At 59.5% G+C, this 13,735-nt stretch carries 12 protein-coding genes; 9 read left to right on the top strand and 3 right to left on the bottom strand.

Annotated elements, in window-relative coordinates; translation table 11 throughout:
- Window positions 1-205 precede the first annotated feature (205 nt).
- From F0M18_RS17700 to F0M18_RS17680, 5 genes are read left to right on the top strand one after another with little or no spacing between them, the layout of a single operon-like run.
- Window positions 206-625: a type IV pilin protein gene (locus tag F0M18_RS17700; RefSeq protein ID WP_149612802.1), complete on the top strand. Its 420-nt coding sequence runs from the start codon at window positions 206-208 to the stop codon at window positions 623-625.
- Entirely contained in the window at window positions 625-1,224 is a 600-nt protein-coding gene (locus tag F0M18_RS17695; protein ID WP_149612801.1) for a PilV family protein, read from the top strand. Before F0M18_RS17700 ends, F0M18_RS17695 begins: the two co-directional genes overlap by 1 nt.
- Window position 1,225: 1 nt before the next feature.
- Window positions 1,226-2,365: a PilW family protein gene (locus F0M18_RS17690; RefSeq protein ID WP_149612800.1), complete on the top strand. Its 1,140-nt coding sequence runs from the start codon at window positions 1,226-1,228 to the stop codon at window positions 2,363-2,365.
- Window positions 2,362-2,877, top strand: coding sequence for a hypothetical protein (locus tag F0M18_RS17685; protein WP_149612799.1), 516 nt, complete (start codon window positions 2,362-2,364; stop codon window positions 2,875-2,877). The genes F0M18_RS17690 and F0M18_RS17685 overlap by 4 nt, the downstream gene beginning before the upstream one ends.
- 11 nt (window positions 2,878-2,888) lie before the next feature.
- Complete coding sequence (locus F0M18_RS17680; RefSeq protein ID WP_149612798.1) at window positions 2,889-6,050, top strand: pilus assembly protein; 3,162 nt, start codon at window positions 2,889-2,891, stop codon at window positions 6,048-6,050.
- Window positions 6,051-6,110: 60 nt separating this feature from the next.
- On the opposite strand, the gene F0M18_RS17675 is transcribed toward F0M18_RS17680, so the two are convergent.
- The gene (locus tag F0M18_RS17675; RefSeq protein WP_188109792.1) at window positions 6,111-6,554 is read right to left on the bottom strand and encodes a DUF4124 domain-containing protein; all 444 of its coding nucleotides are present in this window, start codon (window positions 6,552-6,554) and stop codon (window positions 6,111-6,113) included.
- A 43-nt stretch (window positions 6,555-6,597) separates the two neighbouring features.
- Window positions 6,598-7,059, bottom strand: a complete 462-nt coding sequence (locus F0M18_RS17670; RefSeq protein WP_262500995.1) for a DUF4124 domain-containing protein — start codon at window positions 7,057-7,059, stop codon at window positions 6,598-6,600.
- Window positions 7,060-7,556: 497 nt separating this feature from the next.
- On the opposite strand from F0M18_RS17670, the gene F0M18_RS17665 reads away from it, so the two are divergent.
- Window positions 7,557-9,302, top strand: a complete 1,746-nt coding sequence (locus F0M18_RS17665; RefSeq protein ID WP_149612795.1) for an acetolactate synthase 3 large subunit — start codon at window positions 7,557-7,559, stop codon at window positions 9,300-9,302.
- 2 nt (window positions 9,303-9,304) lie between these two features.
- Window positions 9,305-9,796 (top strand): acetolactate synthase small subunit, encoded by a 492-nt coding sequence (gene ilvN, locus F0M18_RS17660; protein ID WP_149612794.1) that lies wholly within the window; start codon window positions 9,305-9,307, stop codon window positions 9,794-9,796.
- A 56-nt stretch (window positions 9,797-9,852) separates the two neighbouring features.
- On the opposite strand, the gene ilvC is transcribed toward ilvN, so the two are convergent.
- Complete coding sequence (ilvC, locus tag F0M18_RS17655) at window positions 9,853-11,325, bottom strand: ketol-acid reductoisomerase (protein ID WP_149612793.1); 1,473 nt, start codon at window positions 11,323-11,325, stop codon at window positions 9,853-9,855.
- A gap of 177 nt (window positions 11,326-11,502) precedes the next feature.
- Here ilvC and ilvY point away from each other — a divergent pair, with 177 nt between their 5' ends.
- Both ilvY and pssA read left to right on the top strand, forming a co-directional pair.
- On the top strand, window positions 11,503-12,411 hold the full coding sequence (gene ilvY, locus F0M18_RS17650) for an HTH-type transcriptional activator IlvY (RefSeq protein WP_149612792.1): 909 nt from the start codon (window positions 11,503-11,505) through the stop codon (window positions 12,409-12,411).
- Between the two features lie 34 nt (window positions 12,412-12,445).
- Window positions 12,446-13,300 (top strand): CDP-diacylglycerol--serine O-phosphatidyltransferase, encoded by an 855-nt coding sequence (gene pssA, locus F0M18_RS17645; protein WP_149612791.1) that lies wholly within the window; start codon window positions 12,446-12,448, stop codon window positions 13,298-13,300.
- The last annotated feature ends 435 nt before the right edge of the window (window positions 13,301-13,735 follow it).

Genomic DNA, 13,735 nt, shown 5'->3' with positions numbered 1-13,735 from the left:
GGCAGGCTGCAGTTTGTTGCCTGGCGCTCCGATAGCTGGGCAGGGTGGGGGTTCTAACCCGCCGCGCCCCCGCTTCTCGCGTGTGCCGCAGATACCAAGACTTCATACCCTGGCCAAAGTTGGGCAAAAGCCGCCAGTTGCGGGCCGTTCCCCATATCCTGTCACATACTGCTGCTGAAACAACAAGCAGCGGGGAATGGATGCCATGCTGACCCGAATTCAGATCGGCAGGGGCCTGCACGGATTTACCCTAATCGAAATGATGGTCGTGGTCGCGATCATGGCCATTCTGCTGATGGTCGCCTTGCCGGCCTACGAGCACCAGGCCATGCGCGGGAAGCGCGCCGCGGCCCAGGCCGAGATGCTGGAAATAGCCGGCATCCAGCAGCAATACCTCCTCTCTGACCGCCGTTACGCCGATATGGATACCCTGGCTGCGGCGGGTTTCCTGCCCGAGCCCGTGGTGGCGCGCCACTACCGCTATCACCTGCAGCTTGGTGAAGGCGCTGTGCCCAGCTTCGAGTTGCGGCTGGTTCCTGTTGGCAGGCAGCGTGCGGACGGGTGGTTGCAGCTCGACAGCCAGGGTCACTACAGCTCTGAGTTTCCTGGCCGCTGGTGGCAATGATGTCGCGTAACGCAGTCAGGATCAGCGGGCAATCGGGAGCACTGATGATCGAGGTGGTGGTCACCCTGGCGGTTGTCGTGGTGGGCCTGTGGGCCATGCTGGACCTGCACATTCGTTTGCAGGTGTTGGAGACCGAGAGTTCCCAGCGTACCAGGGCGCAACTGCTGCTTGAGGATATGGCTGCCCGCTTGAGGGCCAATCCTGCTGCGGCAAGCGAATACCTGACGGATCCGGTAGCAGGGCTCGGGGCGGAGCCGTGTGCCGATCCGGGCCTGACGGCACCATTGGCAGCGCGCGATATGGCCCAGTGGTGCCGCCGCCTGAAGGGCGAATCGGCACTCGATGCAGACGGTGAGCCCGTTGCCGGCTTGTTTGCGGGCCGCGGCTGCATTGAAGTCCTGGAGGGCGGTGCAGCTCCGCAGTACGCATTGACCATCGTTTGGCAAGGTTTGACGGCGCTCTCACCACCGCCTGTTGCAGTTCGCTGTGGCAAGGGTGGCTATGACCTGCCCACGCGTTCTGCCTGCGTCGGCTTTGCAGGGGCGTGCCGGCGATTCATTACCACTGTCGTGAGCTTCCCGAGCCTGGAGAGCCTTTGACATGGGGTGCTCGACTTTACAGCAGCGACGCCCCGCGGGGTTCAGCCTGGTAGAAATGATGATCGCAACCCTGCTGGGTATGTTGCTGGTGGCCTGGTTGACACAGTTGCTGCTGGATACGACCCGCCTCAACCGAGAGATGAGTAATACCAGCGCGTTGGCGGAACGCGGCCGCCTGGCATTGCAGCTCTTGCGCCAGGATCTTCGCCACGCCGGGTATTGGCATACCTACCAGCCGCAGTACGATGACCCTGGTTGGACCCAGGTGCCGGGTGATGTGCCCGCACTTGTACCTGATCCCTGCCTGGGAATAGAAAACTGGCCCGAGGATCGGACCTCCGGGTATATCCAGGCGCTGCTGGGTATCGCCGTGCAGTCCAGCGATGCAGCGCCCGGTGAACATTGCCAAGCCCTGCTGTCCGCGGAACGCGGCGAACCTGGTACCGACGTGCTGGTGGTGCGCCACGCTGCAACGTGCCTCGTGGGGTTGGGGATTTGCGCCCCTGCAGAGGCAGGCGAGGTCGCCTTCCAGGCGTCAAACTGCGCCAGTGAGCTTGCGGCGGGAGCGCGTTACTCGCTGGCGCCCGGTGTGAGCCCGCTTACCGAGCGGGACTGCATAACGCCCGCCTTCAGGCATCAGCTTGTCCAGAATATCTACTTCATTCGCAACACGGAAAGGGGTGAGCCTGCGCTCTATCGCTCCCGATTAGGGGTGTCAGCAGGAGCACCGGGGCAGCTCCGAGCCCAGGAAATAGTCCCCGGTGTGGAGCGTTTTCGCGTCATGCTCGGTATCGACTCCGTCGGCGCCTCGGGCTCCGTGGTCGACTACGGTTCGCCACTGGTCTGGCAAGACCCTACTGTGCAGCGGGTGCCAGTCAATCGCGGAGATGGTGTGCCCGATGGCGCATTTATCCACTGCAGCGAGGTGACCCCTTGCGCACGCAGCCAACTGGTCAATGTGACCGCCGTGCGCCTGTATCTGCTGGTGCGTGCCAGAGAGGAAAGTGCGGGCTATCGCAATGACCAGAGCTATGACCTGGGTGGGCTTGTGGTAGGACCGTTCGATGACAGTTACAAGCGCGACGTATTCACCGCGACAGTTTTGCTGCGCAACATCGCTGTCAGGAGGGAGAGGGGATGACTGTGCCACACAGGCAGCACCAGTGCCGCGGCGTCATCACGCTGTTTATTGCGGGCATCATGTTATTGCTGACCAGTCTGATGGTCGTTAGCGGCGTCAGGATCAGTGCGACCAGTCTGGCGGCGGTAGGCAATGTGCAGGTACGCGCCGGCGCCGTTGACGCCGCGGATAAAGTCCTGGCCGGGCTAATAACCGGGGATTACCCGCTGGCCGGAGTCACTGCCGCCCACGTGGAGCAGGTCGACCTGAACCGGGACGGCGTCAGCGATTATGAAGTCGTTGTTGAGCCTCCCACATGCCTGCGGGCAACACCTGTTAGTCGATGGTTGGCCAATAGTGTCACCCTCACAGGGTTCGCTGCTGACAGCGAGTGGCAGACGGTTTGGGAACTGACCGCGACGGCAACGGATGTGGTCACCGGCGCCAGTATCAGCCTGTCACAGGGTGTGAGCTATGTGCTATCGACAGCTCAGCGCAGTGCTCTCTGCGCTGAACACCTGACTACGCCTTGAGGAGAAGCGTCATGAAACTGCTGTGTGTTGTTACCTTTCAGGTGCTGCTCGGCTGCTGCAGTTTGCAGGCACATGGCGAAGATATCGAAATCTATCTACCAGCGGCATCGAATTCGCATGTTTCGATGAATGTGCTGTTTATTCTCGACAATACGGATAACTGGGCGCAGGCCGATGGTGACGGCAAGGCGCTCTGGGGCAGCACGCGAAAAGCGCTTGGCAGCCTGCTGCGGGATTTTGATCGAGAGAATGTGAGAGTTGGTTTCCTGCTGTACCGCGATGGAGAGCCCCCTGATCAGAGCGGAGGCTATGTACGCTCAGCCATGCGCACCATGACAGCCGCTAACGCAGCGTTATATGCAGCGCAGATAGAAGCCATGAGCGTTGCTGCCGATACCGGGACGCATGCAGGTCTGGCAACACTTCTGGCAGAGGCGTACTACTATTTTAGTGGTTCCAGGCCGGTGTTCGGGGCGGGCGCGTCGCTGGCCGACTATGTTCGCACTGGCCCGGAGATGGCAGCCGGCACCAGCGCGGATCGCGCCGTCTGGTCATTGCCGGGTAGCGCTCTTGCCGAGGTCGGCAGTTCCAGTTACCTGAGTCCGGTTGCACCAGGCGAGTGTGCACGCAACCGCATTATTATTATCAGTCACGGCCCCGATCCAGCCCCTGGCAGCGCGACGCATCGAGCACACGACCTGCTGGAGTTGCTTACGGCCGGTACCTCACAGTCGCTTGACAGGGAGGAGGATCCTGCTGTGGCGTGGTCACGCTTTCTTGCGGGTACGGATCTGGGTATCAAGGTCTCGGCGCTGGCGGTGGGGGGCGGAAACAGTACCGCGGCAAGTGCGTGGCGCGACTTGCTGGCCGACGTCAGCGCGGCCGCCTCGGGTGAATACATCGCCGTTGCAAGTACTCCTGACGACATTGAGCTGGGTCTTAGAATGGCTTTGAGCGACGTGGAGGCTGAAGATGGCGCATTCGTAGCGCCGGGCCTGCCCGCGGACAGATACGCCCAGGGCGTGTTTCTCAACCATGTCTACAGCGGGCAGTTTCGTCCTGATGAATTCGCCAGGCCACGTTGGCCAGGTAACCTTAAGCAGTATCGGCTCGGCAAGCTTGACGGGGCGCAGCCGTTTGGAATCGGCCTGGTAGATGCGGGCGGGAACCCTGTGCTTGCCGAGGCCAACGGCCGGATTGATCCCTGTGCCGTGAGCTACTGGACACCCCCGGCGCCGGACAACTACTGGGCATTTCTATCCTCGGCGAACGCGCCTGTTGCATGTAAACAACTAACCGTGACACAGCAGTCAAACTTTCCTGATGGTGGAGTTGTCGAGAAGGGCGGTCAGGCCTATATAGGTCGAGGTGGCGAACGCTACGCAGAGTCGACTGCGGCGGCCAGGGTGGTGAAAACGGCGGCTAACGTATTTTGCGGCGGCAGCACTGGCGCGACCTGTGGTTTGCTGGACTTTGATGTGAATGATCCATTGGTGTCTGCCTCAATGCCAGGCGCAGAGGGGGACTCCCTGCGCTGGGCGCGCGGTGCGGACACTGAGGACGAAGACCGTGACGGGGACAGGCTTGAGTTCCGGCCTTCCCTGCACAGCGATGTACTGCACTCCAGGCCACTGGCGATCGATATCAGTGCGGATGCAGCAGAATCCGGATTGGTGGTCTTCTACGGCGCCAACGATGGCCTGATACGAGCCATCAATGGCAACCGTTACTCCTCCATGGCAGTCGGTGACACGGCGGGCGTGAGCATACCGGCGGGAGCCGAGTTCTGGGCATTCATGCCAGCGGAGTTCTTCTCCAGTATTGGGAAAAGCCTGCTCAATGCACCCTCGTCAATGACCGCCACAACTGGGGGTAGCGGGGCGCTTTCAATGCAGGGCAAGGTTTACGGTCCCGATGGCAGTCTGGTGACCTGGCTCGATGATAACGGGCGGCGCTTCCTGGCCGCCAGTTTACGCCGGGGAGGGCGCTCCGTGTACGTCTTCGATATCAGCGACATGGGTGCACCGCGCCTGCTCTGGCGCCTGGGTTGCGCCGCGGGCAATGCGATACCGGAAGATTGTGCGCCGGGTTGGGACGGGCTGGGGCAGACATGGTCTACCCCGGTTGCGGCCCGGGTGACTGGTGAGGAAGGGCCTTATCTGCTGATGGGTGGCGGCTACGATACTTGCGAAGACAATGAGGACGCAGACACCTTCTCGAACCATGACTGTGGCGCCGCACAGCAGGGCAATATGATTCTGGTGCTGGACGCAGCCACCGGCCGCATCATCCGACGCTTTGATACCTTGCGCTCGGTTCCGGGTCGGTTGACCCAGGTACCAATCAGCGAACAGGACAGAAGCCTGCGTTACGCGTATGCCGCTGACACCGGTGGTAACGTCTACCGTTTGTCTGGGCCTGGAGGACAGGCCTTGTCTGCCACCAGTCCCCCGGACTGGGAGTTGACCAGGATTGCCGCCCTGGGCTGCGGCGAGACTGCCGACGCGGATTGCAGTGCCAATCGCAAATTCCTGTTCGGGCCCGACGTGGTGGCGGTCCCCAACTCAAGTCGCTACGCCGTGCTGCTCGGTTCCGGCGATCGCGAGAAGCCAACAGCGCGATATGCGGTGACCCGGGCAACGGAGAATTACTTCTACGTGATCTTTGACCAGCCCCAGTCACCGGACTGGCTGGAAACGGAGTCGCAAGTGTGTAACCAGGCCGTGATCTGTGGTGCTTCCCTGGCCGAGGCAGCCCTGGATGGTTCGGCCAGCCTGCACACGGTGTCCTCACCAAAAGGCTGGAAGCTGAAACTGAAGAGCCGGGAGCAGGTGGTATCGGATGCACTGACGATTGCTGACAGCGTCTATTTCCAGACGCATCGTGCACAAGACCCGGCGAACGGCAACTGTCAACAGCCACTGGGGTCAGCCAGTCGCTACCGGTTGGATTTCAGGACAGGGGCAGGCGACTATGCAGATGCGCCGGAAGGGGGCTTGTTGCCCGGGCCGGTAGCCGGCAAGGTCAAACTCGACACTGGCGAAGTAGTGCCATTTTGCCTGGGTTGCGCCGCAATAACCTCGTCCGCACCGGGCCTGGAGCCACAGGGTATCCCCGCGCCGCCACGGTTCAAGCGGCGGCTGTACTGGAGAATCAATAGACAGGGGAACTGAAGCGGGTGCTGGATGGCACGCGGCGAGCCAACGGGCCCGCCAGCGGGAACTGGTCTGGGATCAGGGGCAGTAGAATTCCACCAGGGCTTCTGCTTTTCGGGTTTCCGATGCGATTTCCTCTGCTGTGAGCACGCGATCATCTCCCTGATCGTCTTTCATGATGACCGTAGACTTGGTGGTCAGCGCCTCCAGATTGGAGCGTGCGCGTTGGCAGAGTTCGGGATTTTTCCGGCTGCGACTGGCTTCATCTTCATCGACAGGCTCAAACTCGTTACCGACGCTGGGGTTAACCTCGGGCGGCACCGCGCCTTCCTCAGCAGGGACCACGCGCTTCAGCCCCGAGCCTGTCGTGATTACCTCGTAATCGATACCCTCGGGTGGCGGCCGGTCGCTGTGCACCGGGTACCCGCGTTCGTTGATCCAGCGGTAATGCGTGGTGCCGGCTTCAGCCGCAGCTGCCCCTAGCGTGGCCAGGGCCAGCAGGCAGGCTCCCAGTACACTCATGCACGCTCTTTTGTGGATCATTGGCATTACTCCGGAACTGTCGTCATTCGCAGTGCGCTTCAATAACCTCAAGGTTGTTCTGTCGCTGGGTAGCGCGCTCCTCATCAGTCAGGTAACGCAACTCACCGTCACCGGTATCCATCCGGATTCTCGGGGCCCGATCTATCACTTCAAGGTTTTTCCTGGCGGCCGCGCAGTATTCCGGGTTTTTCTCATACAGGCCGGACTTGGTCTTGCCAGACTTTGCGGCTGTCTGTTCGGGCTCCGGTGGCTTGCCGGCTGGTGCGGAGGGCGATTCGGCCGGCGGTGCGTCAGCGTCATTCACGCTGTGAACCAGGTTGGAACTGGTTGATATCGTCTCATACTCCACGCCGGTTGGCGGTGGACGGTCGCTCATTACAGGGTTGCCCTCGCTGTCTTTCCAGCGATACAGGTTTCCTGCCTCGGCATAGGCGCCCAGCACCAGCGCGCTGAACAGGATGGTGATCATCCCCACTCTTTTCATTTCCACCGCAAATCCCCTCTTTTCGGTAGGGTATCAGTATAAAAGTAAAACGACATCGTCAATATTGAAATAGTCCAAAATGTGGTGAATGTCACACGCAGCAGCCGCATGGTTGACATTCCTACCGGTTCTGCCACCATTGTCGCCGTCTTGCATATGGCAACGGCGTATGTCGAGTACCCTCGACCCCTGGCCTACTGGTGTGATCCGATTATTCATGTCAGCTGTTTGTGAGTCCCGTATTCAACCCGGGCTGTATTGGTCGGGTTGAGGGCCAGACACTGCGCTACCCCGCAGGGCGACCGATACACGGGTTCGTGATCGATAATCCCTGAAGGTGAGTCCCTCAGGGGATCGCGTTGTGTATCGAGCTCAACAAGGGGGTGGCGTGGCCAACCGGGTACCGGTCCGAGGTGCCTGTCGTAGCAACGTCCACACGTACTTTTGAAGTGTAACGGCGAGGGTATCGCGCCGTGCATGCTCTTTGGAGAATTGCTGTGGAACTATTATCCGGCGGTGAAATGGTTGCTCGCGCTCTGGAAGACGAGGGCGTGGAATACGTCTTCGGTTATCCGGGCGGTGCTGTCTTACATATTTACGATGCGCTGTTCAAGGACTGTAAAGTCCCGCACATACTGGTGCGTCATGAACAGGCGGCCACCCACGCCGCTGACGCCTACGCTCGCGCTACCGGCAAACCCGGTGTGGTTCTGGTCACCTCAGGTCCTGGCGCCACCAATGCTATTACCGGTATCGCTACCGCCTACATGGATTCCATACCCATGGTGGTGTTCTCTGGCCAGGTGCAGAGCCACCTCATCGGTGAGGATGCCTTCCAGGAAACCGACATGGTGGGTATCTCGCGGCCTATCGTGAAGCACAGCTTTATGGTCAAGCATGCCGAGGAGATTCCCGGGACCATCAAGCGAGCTTTCCATATTGCTGCCACCGGCCGACCTGGTCCCGTGGTTATCGACATCCCCAAGGACGTCACCAGGCCCGACGAGAAATTTGAGTACCATTATCCGGATTCCGTGAAGCTGCGTTCGTACTCGCCGGCACAGCGTGGTCATACCGGGCAAATCAAGAAAGCTGCCCGCCTGCTGCTCGGTGCCAAGAGGCCAGTGATTTATTCCGGGGGCGGAGTCATCCTGGGCGAGGGCAGCGAGTTGCTCACCCGCCTCGCCAGGGAGCTTAACTATCCGGTGACGAATACCCTGATGGGCCTGGGAGCTTTTCCCGGTACTGATCGGCAATTCCTTGGCATGCTGGGGATGCACGGGTTTTACGAGGCCAACATGGCGATGCACCATGCCGACGTAATCCTGGCAGTGGGTGCGAGATTCGATGACCGCGTCACCAATACCGTGTCCAAGTTTTGCCCCGGTGCGAAAATCATTCACATCGACGTGGATCCAACTTCCATATCCAAGACCGTACAGGCGGATGTCCCCATCGTGGGTCCGGTGCAGTCGGTGTTGACGGAAATGATGGCGCAGATAGATGCCATAAAAGAGAAAGACGCCGACCTTCCCGAGGCTGCTTCCCTTGAGCGCTGGTGGCAGCAGATAGACGAGTGGCGGGGCAAGCATGGTTTGCTGACCGGCCGGCGCTATCGCGAGAGTGACATGATCATGCCCCAGCAGGTGATCGAGAGCCTGTATCGGGCCACGGACGGGGATGCCTATGTGACGTCTGACGTCGGCCAGCACCAGATGTTTGCGGCCCAGTATTATCGTTTCGACAAGCCCCGGCGCTGGATCAACTCCGGCGGCCTGGGCACCATGGGTTTTGGCCTGCCTGCGGCAATCGGGGTAAAACTGGCGTTTCCGGACGCCGACGTGGCCTGCGTCACCGGTGAAGGCAGTATCCAGATGAACATTCAGGAGCTGGCGACTGCAACGCATTACAGTACACCGGTGAAGATCATCTGCCTGCGCAACAATTACCTGGGGATGGTGAAGCAGTGGCAGGATATGCAGTATGAAGGCCGCTACTCCGAGGTGACCTATGCCGACTCGCTGCCTGATTTCGTTAAACTCATGGAGTCATATGGTCACGTGGGCATCAAGGTCAGCAAGCTCGAAGATCTCGACGCGGCAATGGATGAAACCTTTGCCCTCAAGGATCGCACGGTGTTCCTCGATGTGCTGATTGATGACATGGAACATGTCTACCCCATGCATGTGGCGCCTAACGGCTCCATGAAAGATATGTGGCTTTCCAAGAACGAGAGGACCTGATCATGCGACGCATCTTATCTATGCTCATGGAAAACGAGCCAGGTGCCTTGTCCAGGGTGGTTGGCTTGTTCTCACAGCGCGGGTACAACATTGAAACCCTGAACGTGGCAGCCACGGATGATCCCACGCTGTCGCGACTCACACTTACCACCATCGGCGACGACCTGCACATAGAGCAGGTGACGAAGCAGCTCAACAAGTTGGTGGACGTGGTCAAAGTGGTAGACCTGACTGAGGGAGCCCACGTCGAGAGAGACCTCATGTTGATAAAGGTACGCGCCACCGGTGCGGCCCGGGACGAGGTCAAGCGCACCACCGACATTTTTCGCGGGCAGATCGTCGATGTCGGACCCAACGTGTTCACAATTCAGTTGGTAGGTACGTCGGACAAGCTGGATGCCTTTGTGGCGTCCATGGTCGACGTCGATATCCTGGAGGTGGTCCGATCCGGCGTTGCCGGTATTTCCCGCGGTGAGAAGGTGCTGAGTCTCTGAGCACACTGGACCAAAAAAAGGGGGCCATCTGGCCCCCTTCTTCATTGTGGTGCGCCCTACACGATTCGCTTCATGGCTGTCATATAGCCGCGCAGTTCCGCGCCGATGACCTCAACCGGGTGGTTGCGGATGTCGCTGTTGATGGCGATCAACTCGCGGTTGTCCACACCATTGTCGCCACCGATGCCTTTGCCGATGACGTCAGTGTCGATCTTGCTCATGAAATCCGCGAGCAAGGGGCGACAGGCGTGATCGAACAGGTAGCAGCCGTACTCAGCGGTGTCGGAAATTACCACGTTCATCTCGTACAGTTTCTTGCGCGCGATGGTGTTGGCGATAAGCGGTGTCTCATGCAGTGACTCGTAGTAGGCCGATTCGGCCTTGATGCCGGCGGCTACCATCGTCTCATAGGCCAGCTCTACACCCGCTTTGACCATGGCTACCAGCAAGATGCCGTGGTCATAGTACTCCTGCTCGGGGATGTCGGAATCGGTGCTGGAGGTCTTCTCAAAGGCCGTATCCTGGGTGGCGGCGCGCCACTGCAACAGGTTGGCATCATCGTTGGCCCAGTCTTCCATCATGGTCCGGGAAAACTCGCCAGACATGATGTCGTCCTGATGCTTTTCGTACAGCGGGCGCATGATGTCCTTGAGTTCTTCCGCGAGGTGGTAAGCACGGATTTTGGCGGGGTTGGAGAGGCGGTCCATCATGTTGGTGATACCACCGTGCTTCAGGCCTTCAGTCACGGTTTCCCATCCGTACTGGATGAGTTTTGAGGCGTACCCGGGATCGATACCTTTTTCTACCATCTTGTCGAATGACAGTATGGCACCGGTCTGCAGCATGCCGCAGAGAATGGTTTGTTCGCCCATCAGGTCGGACTTCACTTCAGCGATGGGTGAAGACTCCAGAACACCTGCGCGGTCGCCACCAGTGCCCGAGGCCAGCGCCTTGGCGATATCCATGCCTTCGCCCCGGGGGTCATTTTCCCGGTGTACGGCAATCAATGTCGGTACACCAAACCCGCGCTTGTACTCTTCGCGTACTTCCGTGCCGGGGCACTTGGGGCACATCATCACCACGGTGAGGTCCTTGCGGATTTGCATGCCTTCTTCCACCAGGTTGAAGCCGTGTGCGTAGTCCAGGCAGGCACCTTCCTTCATCAGCGGCATCACCGCCTCGACCACGCTGGTGTGCTGCTTGTCCGGCGTCAGGTTCATTACCACATCGGCGGTGGGCACAAGCTCTTCATAGGTGCCCACGTTGAAGCCGTTTTCGGTGGCGTTTTTCCAGGATTGACGCTGCTCAATAATCGCGCTCTCGCGCAGGGCATAGGAGACGTCCAGCCCGGAGTCGCGCAGGTTCAGACCCTGGTTCAGGCCCTGCGCTCCGCAACCAACGATGACGATCTTCTTGCCTTTCAGGTAGTCGCATCCGTTGGCGAATTCCGAGCGATCCATAAAGCGGCATTTGCCGAGTTCTTCTAGCTGCAACCGGAGTGGCAGGGTGTTGAAGTAATTCTGTCCCATGTTCGGGTCTCCTTGGTGGCTTGGTTAGCATGCTGTCGCGCCAGGTGCCGGTTTGCTTGATCGGCAACAGGTTGTGCACTGCGGTTTTAAGAGGCGGCAGGATAAGGGATTGAATGGCTTGCGTAAAACGCTAAATAAGTAATACTGTGTTGTCTTTATTGCAATAGGGGGCTGGTGATGGAAACCCGGGCGTTGTCACTATTTCTCGCCGTGGCCGATTCACTGAGTTTCAGTCGCGCAGGGGAAAACCTGCATATGAGTGTTTCGGCGGTCAGTCGAACCATAGCGCGGCTCGAGGACGAAGTCGGGCAACCCTTGTTCCATCGCGATCGACGTAACGTGGCGCTGACGCACGCCGGCGTGGAGTTCAGGGATTTTGCCCTGCGCACATTGTCTGATTGGCAGCAACTGCAGCGCTCGCTCGACAGCGAGGGTGAACTGGTGGGTGAGGTCAGCCTTTACTGTTCCGTGACTGCCAGCCATACCCTGCTTGCGCCTATTCTCGCGGCATTTCGTGCGGCCTACTCCTCCGTGGAGATCATGATGCATACCGGTGACCAGGCAGACGGTGTTAACCGCGTGTTATCCGGGCAGGATGACCTGGCCGTTACCATCAGGCCGCTGCAGCTCCCGAGGCGCCTGGACTTCCTGCCGCTGAGGGAGTCGCCATTGCAGTTCTGCATGCCGAGAATGGACTGCCAGGTGCGAGATAAGGTGCTTGCGGGCGCGGCGGACACAGGTAGCCTGGACTGGGAGTCACTGCCGTTGATCGTGCCGGAGCGGGGTACCACCAAGGAACTGCTCGACGACTGGTTGCGCGAGAGAGGTATACGGCCACGTATTTATGCACAGGTGGCGGGGCATGAAGCCATTGTGGCCATGGTTAGCCTGGGCCTTGGTGTAGGCATTGCTCCGCAGTTGGTTATTGACGCCAGCGGCCAGGGAGCGCAGGTAGAAAGTGTCCCCCTGCGGCACGATCTGCCCTCCCTTTCTATCGGTCTGGCGGCATTGCGACAGCGCCTGTCCAGCCCGCTAGTTCGCGCGTTGTGGGATGTGGCCGGGCAGACCTGCGAGGTCTCTATTTGATACAATCGCGCAAGAATTCAAGGCAGGTAGCAGTATGACGGAGCAGGGCGACAAACCAGAGCAGGATAACAGGGCAGATGACGGGCATGAATCACCGCCGGTTACCGCGCCGCTCGACCTGCTGGTGGACGAGCACGAAGAGGAAGTGTCCGAGAACGGCAAGCCGGTGCGCCGACAGGGCATCTACCTGTTACCGAACCTGTTCACGACCGGCGCGCTGTTCGCCGGTTTTTATGCGGTCATCGCCGCGTTGCGTGGCGACTTCCAAAGCGCGCCGATCGCCATATTTGCGGCCCTGGTGCTCGACGGGTTGGACGGGCGTATAGCGCGGTTGACCAATACGCAGAGCAAGTTCGGCGCGGAGTACGACAGCCTGTCGGACATGGTCTCCTTTGGTGTGGCTCCGGCGTTGGTCATGTTCAGCTTCGCCCTCGGAGAACTTGGCAAGTTTGGCTGGAGCGCTGCCTTCGTTTACGTCGCCTGCGCAGCGCTGCGGCTGGCGCGTTTCAATACGCAGATCGACACCGCAGACAAAAACTTCTTCACCGGCCTGGCCAGCCCCGCGGCGGCTTGTATTATCGTCAGTGCGGTTTGGGTGTGCAGTGACCTGGGCTGGTCGGGTGCCGATCTTCCCGGCGAGATTGCGATACTCCTCGCCCTGCTTACCGGCGTGACTGGCCTGTTAATGATTGCCAACTTCCCCTACTACAGTTTCAAGGGTATCGATTTTCACGGTCGGGTGCCGTTCGTGGTTATGATACTGGTGGTGCTGGCGTTTGGTCTGGTCACACTTGATCCACCGCTAATACTGCTGATCGCGTTCCTGTCTTACGCAGCCTCCGGACCGGTGATGTCGGTAATTAAGCGGCGTGAGCGTGGTTCTGCCTGACAAGCTGACCACGCCCTGATTCTTCCAGGAGCAGGGCGCCGGGCCGCGGGATAAGCGCGTGGTGCCTGTGTCACCCGCATTCTTCGGGCCAGATTGGCCACGTTCGCCCGGTCGAGCAGCGGCCTGGAACAGCGACTGATACGCCCGCATTTCTGGTCAATATTTCACCCCTTTGAAAAAGGCAGAATTTTTTTCGCAAAGCCCCTTGCAGGGGGGTAAACGATCCGTATAATGCGCACCTCTGTTCGGGGGACACCCCTCGAAAAGAACCCACGCCCTGGCGGTCTGGGAGTTACTTAACAAGAAGACGAAGACAGATGTGTGGGCACTTGTTGGGATAGTTGTCACGACTATTCAGATACAACAAGTGACCATTGATTCATAGTTTTATGGAACATTGATTTCGAATTGTATCTGAGCCTCTGATTTGGTTGT

The organism is Pseudohalioglobus sediminis (assembly GCF_008370495.1).
Classification (GTDB): domain Bacteria; phylum Pseudomonadota; class Gammaproteobacteria; order Pseudomonadales; family Halieaceae; genus Halioglobus.
The sequence above is the reverse complement of the archived record's forward strand: the minus strand, read 5'-3'. Positions and strand labels throughout refer to the sequence as shown.